Origin of the sequence: Oceanobacillus sp. HCA-5259 (assembly GCF_037892815.1) — a bacterium.
In the GTDB taxonomy this organism is placed as follows: Bacteria; Bacillota; Bacilli; order Bacillales; family Amphibacillaceae; genus Oceanobacillus; species Oceanobacillus indicireducens.
This window is the reverse complement of the sequence record NZ_JBBKBV010000006.1, coordinates 160,846-167,830: the sequence shown is the minus strand read 5'-3', so window position 1 is coordinate 167,830 and position 6,985 is coordinate 160,846. Positions and strand designations below refer to the sequence as shown.

General features: G+C 41.6%; 6 protein-coding genes. All 6 read left to right on the top strand.

Going from position 1 to position 6,985, the window contains the following annotated elements; all coding sequences use genetic code 11:
• Positions 1–9: 9 nt before the first annotated feature.
• The 6 genes from gmk to rsmB all read left to right on the top strand — a co-directional run bounded on the left by gmk (position 10) and on the right by rsmB (position 6,942).
• Positions 10–624: a guanylate kinase gene (gene gmk, locus WKU33_RS06070; protein ID WP_336251625.1), complete on the top strand. Its 615-nt coding sequence runs from the start codon at positions 10–12 to the stop codon at positions 622–624.
• Position 625: 1 nt separating this feature from the next.
• Positions 626–826: a DNA-directed RNA polymerase subunit omega gene (rpoZ, locus tag WKU33_RS06065; RefSeq protein WP_156855508.1), complete on the top strand. Its 201-nt coding sequence runs from the start codon at positions 626–628 to the stop codon at positions 824–826.
• 170 nt (positions 827–996) lie between these two features.
• Positions 997–2,205 carry a bifunctional phosphopantothenoylcysteine decarboxylase/phosphopantothenate--cysteine ligase CoaBC gene (coaBC, locus tag WKU33_RS06060; protein ID WP_336251626.1) on the top strand — a complete coding sequence of 403 codons (1,209 nt, stop codon included), beginning with the start codon at positions 997–999 and terminating at the stop codon, positions 2,203–2,205.
• Positions 2,202–4,610: a primosomal protein N' gene (priA, locus tag WKU33_RS06055; protein WP_336251627.1), complete on the top strand. Its 2,409-nt coding sequence runs from the start codon at positions 2,202–2,204 to the stop codon at positions 4,608–4,610. Before coaBC ends, priA begins: the two co-directional genes overlap by 4 nt.
• Before the next feature lie 39 nt (positions 4,611–4,649).
• Entirely contained in the window at positions 4,650–5,591 is a 942-nt protein-coding gene (gene fmt, locus WKU33_RS06050; RefSeq protein ID WP_156855505.1) for a methionyl-tRNA formyltransferase, read from the top strand.
• Between the two features lies 1 nt (position 5,592).
• Positions 5,593–6,942 carry a 16S rRNA (cytosine(967)-C(5))-methyltransferase RsmB gene (gene rsmB, locus WKU33_RS06045; RefSeq protein WP_340453671.1) on the top strand — a complete coding sequence of 450 codons (1,350 nt, stop codon included), beginning with the start codon at positions 5,593–5,595 and terminating at the stop codon, positions 6,940–6,942.
• Positions 6,943–6,985 lie beyond the last annotated feature (43 nt).

Below are 6,985 nucleotides of genomic sequence, written 5' to 3'. Positions count from 1 at the left end.
GAAGAGCAATTGAAGGATGAGTCAGGTATATTATTTATCCTTTCAGGACCATCTGGTGTTGGAAAAGGAACCGTTCGAAAAAGGCTTTTTGAGGAGCAGACAGATTTACAATACTCCATTTCCATGACAACTAGAAATATGCGACCGGGTGAAGTGGAGGGTGTAGATTATTTTTACCGTTCGAAAGAAAAATTCGAGCAAATGATTACAGATAACGAACTTTTAGAATACGCCAAATATGTTAATAATTATTATGGAACACCGAAAGCTTTTGTTGAGGAAACATTAGCAAAGGGAAAAGACGTATTTCTTGAGATTGAAGTCCAAGGAGCTTTACAGGTGAAAAATAACTTCCCGCAAGGAGTTTTTATTTTTCTCTTTCCTCCGAGTCTTGATGAATTAAAGAACCGCATCGTAAGCCGTGGAACGGAAACGGAAGAACTTGTCGGCAACCGGTTAAAAGAGGCCCGTAATGAAATTGAAATGATGCATGCTTATGATTATGTAGTCGTAAATGATGACGTCGATCTAGCCGTGGACCGAGTAAAAGCGATTATTAAAGCGGAGCATATGAAAAGAGAACGAGTGGAAAAGCTATATAGAAAAATATTGGAGGTAGATTGACATGATGCTAGAACCATCCATTGACCAGTTACAGGAAAAAATTTATTCAAAGTATGAATTAGTCACACTATCTGCAAGACGTGCAAGGCAGTTGGCTGAAAATAAAAAATCGATGGTTGAAGAGCCATCTTCCCACACGTTTGTTGGGGTGGCACTAGAAGAAATTGCGGATGGAAAATTGTATATTGCAGAAGAAGAATAAACGCCTCGCTTTTATAGCGGGGTTTTTTCTTTTTGAAATGTCCATACGTCCTCCACTGTGTTTCCTTTATCTCATTACGTAGTATTCCAGTTTGTACGTCCCTATGCGCACGCTTCCGCTTTTGTTGTTAAATATGTTAAACTGAAGGGAGTTGAGAAGGGGGTTTTTGTGTGGTTAGAGGAAAGAATATTTTGTTGGGGGTTTCTGGTGGGATTGCTGTTTACAAGGCTTGTGCGCTTACGAGTAAGTTGACACAAAAAGGTGCGAATGTAAGAGTCTTGATGACGGAAAATGCAACGAAATTTGTTTCTCCGCTCACCTTCCAGGCCTTATCCCGAAACCCTGTATATATAGATACTTTTGACGAAAAAGATCCTGAAAAGATTGCCCATATTGATTTAGCTGATTGGGCAGAGATTGCGATAATCGCCCCAGCGACAGCCAATATTATTGGAAAGTTAGCGAACGGGATTGCGGACGATATGCTGTCCACTACTCTGCTTGCAACCCGGGCGGAAGTGTATATTGCTCCTGCGATGAATGTGCATATGTATGCAAATCCTGCTGTAGTTGAGAACATGCAGCAATTGGATGAGTGGGGATATCACTTCATTGAACCAGGTGCCGGTTATTTAGCTTGTGGCTACGTTGGGAAAGGTAGACTCGAAGAACCGGAAACAATTATCGAAGTGATCGAGGACCATCAACAAAAGGACGAGCCTTTAAAAGGAAAACGCGTCTTGATTTCTGCCGGACCTACACGGGAAGTCATTGACCCAGTCCGTTTCTTATCTAATCGCTCATCAGGAAAAATGGGCTTTGCCTTAGCTGAAGCTGCAGCAGAACTCGGTGCCGAAGTGACGGTTGTAGCGGGACCTACAGGTAATCAGATGAAGAACGGTGGTATTAAACGGGTCGATGTTGTCTCCGCAGAAGAAATGTATCAGGCAATCCATCGATTTTTCCCAGAAAGTGATATTGTAATAAAAGCCGCAGCAGTATCGGATTACCGGCCGAAACAAACTTTTAAAGAAAAAGTTAAAAAATCAGGCGATGATCTTATTATAGAAATGGAACGAACAAAGGATATTCTCCAGTCTCTGGGAGAGGAGAAGCAGCACCAATTCCTTGTTGGGTTTGCAGCAGAGACCGAAAAAGTCCTTGAATACGGTAAAGGTAAATTAGAAAAGAAAAATCTTGATGCTATTGTGATTAATAATGTTTCTTCTGAAGGGGCAGGTTTTGCGGGCGATACAAACATCGTTACGTATTTAAATCGTAAGCTGGAAGAAGAAAACTTACCGCTTGCATCGAAAAAAGCAATTGCAGAAAATTTATGGAAACTTATTATTCGTGATATGAAGGATGAGTTAGATTGAACGTAGCAAAAGTAATCGTCGATGTGCCTTCTTTTGCCATCGACCAAACCTTTGATTATGAAATACCAGACCGTTTCACGCATGTGCTGACTCCGGGGATGCGTGTTATTGTTCCGTTTGGTCCAAGGAAAATTATGGGGTTTGTAGTAGAAATCACGGATACATCATCCTTTAATAAGTTAAAACCTATTGAAGAAGTGCTAGACTTAGTTCCCGTTCTTACAAAAGAATTGCTTGATTTAGGTAAATGGTTAGCTCATCGAACACTATCCCTTTCAATTGTTGCTCTACAAGTAATGCTTCCCCAGGTACTCAAGTCGAAGTATAAGAAAGAGATCAATCGTCTCAGCGGTGAAGTATTGTCAGATGAATTGGAAGATCTGTTCCAAGGTCGGGATGTTATTCCATTTGAAGAATTTGAAGCCTCTGCGTTAAACTATCAACATTTAAAAAAAGCAGTAGATGCAGGGGAAGTCCAGATCGATTATATCGTTAAGTCGAAAATCACAAAGAAATTTGAAACATTCGTATATCCGAAAAAAGAAATTCACTTATTGGAAGAAGCTTTACATGATTTGTCCCAATCTGCAAGGAAGCAGCGGGCAATTATTGAATTTTTCATTGAAAACCCGCAGGAGATTAAACAGAAATCATTACTGCAAACGATAGGAACGACAACAAGCACGGTGAAGGCATTAATTGATAAAGGACTTCTAGATACATACCAAAAAGAAACATATCGGAATCCGTATAATGATGATGCAATCGAACGAACAGATCCGCTTCCGCTAAAGCCCGAACAACAACAAGCGATTGAACCAATCCTAGCAAGTATTGAAAATAATGAACATGAAGTGATCCTTGTGCACGGTGTAACCGGCAGCGGGAAAACGGAAATTTATTTACAAGCGATTCAAGAAGTAATTAAGAAAGGGAAAGAAGCGATTGTGCTCGTCCCCGAGATTTCCCTAACACCTCAGATGGTGAAACGATTCAAAGGTAGATTCGGGAGAAATGTAGCTGTCATGCACAGTGCGTTGTCAGCGGGGGAGAAATTTGATGAATGGCGGAAAATCCAACGTAAAGAAGTGCAAGTTGTTGTCGGAGCCCGTTCCGCTATCTTTTCCCCATTTGAAAACCTCGGGATTATCATTATTGATGAAGAGCATGAGACAAGCTATAAGCAAGAAGATCAACCGCGTTATCATGCAAGGGATGTTGCAATTAAAAGAGGGAAGGATCAAAACTTCCCAGTCGTTCTTGGGAGTGCCACTCCGACCCTTGAATCCTATGCGAGAGCCGCAAAAGGAGTATATAAGTTAGCTACCCTCACGAAAAGGACGAATGATAAACCGCTGCCTGAAGTCATTACCGTCGATATGCGAAGGGAGCTCCACGCAGGGAACCGAACGATGTTCTCGCGTCTGCTCATGGAGAAAATAAGAGATTGTATTGCAAAAGGTGAACAAATTGTCCTTCTCTTAAACAGAAGAGGATACTCGACCTTTATTATGTGCCGGGACTGTGGGCATGTAAAAGAATGCCCGCATTGTGATATTGCCTTAACCTATCATAAGAACAGCCATTTGCTGAAGTGTCATTATTGTTCGTATGAAGAAGAAGTGCCAAACGTGTGTCCAGAATGTTCCAGTGATTTGATCCGTTACTTTGGTACAGGGACACAGCGGGTGGAAGAGTCACTCACCCAATTAATCCCCGAAGCCCGAGTGATCAGGATGGATGTAGATACGACGAGAAGAAAAGGTGCTCATGAAAAGCTGCTTCGTGAGTTCAGTGAACATAAAGCAGATATTCTTTTAGGAACGCAAATGATCGCAAAAGGACTCGATTTTGAAAATGTCACATTGGTTGGGGTGCTCACGGCCGATTCCATGCTACATTTGCCTGATTTTCGATCATCTGAAAAGACATTTCAGCTTCTTACCCAAGTAAGCGGTCGTGCAGGGAGGCATGATTTACCTGGAGAAGTCATTGTTCAAACCTACACACCGGATCATTATAGTATCGAACTTGCGAGTAAGTATAACTTTGAAGACTTTTATAAAAAAGAAATGGCGATGCGAAGAGCGTTTCGCTATCCTCCTTACTATTATCTGGCGCTCATAACGATTACGCATGAGAACCATGTACAAGTTGTACAGGCTACACAGCAGTTCGTTCAACAATTATTGATGAAAGTTGGTCCAGAAACAATCATCCTTGGACCGACACCTTCACCAATCCCACGCATTAAGGATAGATATCGTTACCAATGCATGATAAAATACAAGCACGAACCTAAGTTACGTACTTTTATTCAAGAAGTTACAAACAACTTTAAAGAACAGATTCAAAAACACGACTTACAAATTATTGTTGATATGCAACCTTATCAGATGATGTAATAGAACAACATCATGATGGATTAGAAAGTAGGTAAAAAAATGAAAAGAATCGTATTTATGGGGACACCGGACTTTTCTGTACCAATTCTTCACGCGCTTGCCCGCGAGGAGCACGAAATAGTTTTAGTAGTGACCCAGCCCGACAGACCCAAGGGGAGAAAACGAGTTATTACGCCTTCCCCAGTGAAACAGGCTGCAGAAGATTTGGGGCTGCCGGTGTTCCAGCCAGAACGATTGCGAGAAGATTATCAAGCAATAATGGATGCAAATCCGGATGTTATTGTCACAGCGGCTTATGGTCAATTGCTTCCGAATAAACTGCTCGAAGCACCACCGTTCGGCTGTATTAACGTCCATGCATCTTTACTACCGGAATTGCGGGGCGGGGCACCGATTCACCATGCCATTATTCAAGGTAAAAAAGAAACAGGGATCACCATTATGTATATGGTCGAGAAACTCGATGCGGGTGATATGCTGGCACAAGTCACCGTACCAATTGCTGCCCGAGACCATGTCGGTACCCTTCATGATAAATTATCGGAAGCTGGTGCTAAGTTATTAATCGAAACACTCCCAAAACTGTTTAACAGACAGCTGACAACAATCCCGCAGGAAGAAGAACAGGCGACGTTCGCAGCGAACATTAAACGAGAAGATGAATGGATTGATTGGAATAAGAGCAGTACGGAAATTTACAATCAAATCCGTGGCTTACATCCATGGCCGGTTGCCTACACGACCTATCTTGGTAAAACAATGAAGATATGGTGGGGTGAAACCGATGGGAAAACATATGAAGGAAAGGCCGGGGAAATCGTCGCTAAAAATGATCAGGCTGACTTCATTGTCGTTTGCGGGGATAAAAAAGGAATTCGAATTACAGAAATTCAACCAGCAGGTAAAACAAGGATGCTTGTCAAAGATTATCTTCAAGGGTCGGGCGAGCGAATTCAAGTCGGCGTACGTTTAGGAGAATAAGATGAAGACAACTAAACTAAGAAACTTGATACTGGAATTATTAGTACGGATTGAAAAGGACCATGGCTTCAGTCATTTATTAATCAATCAAGAAATAAAGAAAAATGAACTGAATCCAAAAGACGAAGCACTCTTAACACAGATTGTCTACGGAACATTGGAAAGGAAAATGACGCTCGATTACTATCTTTCCAAGTATGTTGACCCGAATAAAAAAATCGACGACTGGGTAAGAATGCTATTACGGATGTCCGTCTACCAAATGGTTTATTTGGATAAGATTCCAGACCATGCAGTTATTCATGAAGCAGTTGAAATTGCAAAGAAAAAGGGACATCGTGGCATCCAGGGTTTTGTCAACGGGGTTCTCCGGAATATTCAGCGAAATGGCGTTCGCGATTTAGCTGAGATAAAAGATCCGCTGAAGAGACTTTCTGTTGAGACAAGTCACCCTAAATGGCTTGTGAACCGCTGGATTCAGCAGTATGGCTTTCAAACAGCTGAAGCAATCTGCCAGGCAAATTTAAAAGAGAAGCCGATGTCCGTCCGTATTCAACCATTAAAAATTTCCCGTGAAGAAGCGATGGCTGAATTGGAACAGGAAGGATTTACTGTAAAACCTTCCCTTTTTTCAAAGCAAGGCATTCAAATTGAGAAAGGGAATGTGCTATCAAGTAAATTATTTACTGAAGGAAAACTGACAATTCAAGATGAGAGCTCGATGTTAGTTGCCGAAATGTTAAAACCTGAACCTGGAATGGATGTTCTCGATTCCTGCAGTGCTCCAGGCGGGAAAGCAACACATATAGCGGAGAAAATGCTTAACGAAGGAATTGTATATGCCCATGACCTGCACAAGAAGAAAGTGAAGCTCATCGAGGAAAAGCAAAGAACATTAGGGCTCTCTATCATCCATGCAACGGCTCATGATGCTCGTAAATTAAAAGAAAAATACGCTGAAGCAAGCTTTGACCGGATTCTGGTTGATGCACCTTGTTCAGGTCTAGGAGTAATCAACAGTAAGCCGGAGATCAAATATGAAAAGTCAGAGCAAGATATTGAAAGGCTGCACATAATCCAGCTTGATATTCTCAATCATGTTGCTGATTTACTTAAGGATGATGGTTTATTCGTCTACAGCACATGTACGATTGAAAAAATGGAGAATGAACAAGTGGTAAAAAGCTTTCTTAAGGAAAATCCTGCTTTTACAGTCGATGGCGATTTCTTTAAGGAGCTTCCGGAAGAATTACAGTCTTCTATCGGTATCACCGAATATGGATTTCAGCTATTCCCGCAGAGTTTCGGCACGGACGGTTTCTTTCTTACCCGTTTAAAGAAAGGAACTTGACGTCATTCTATGTAAAAGGAAGTCAGAATAAAGGGGGGTCAAC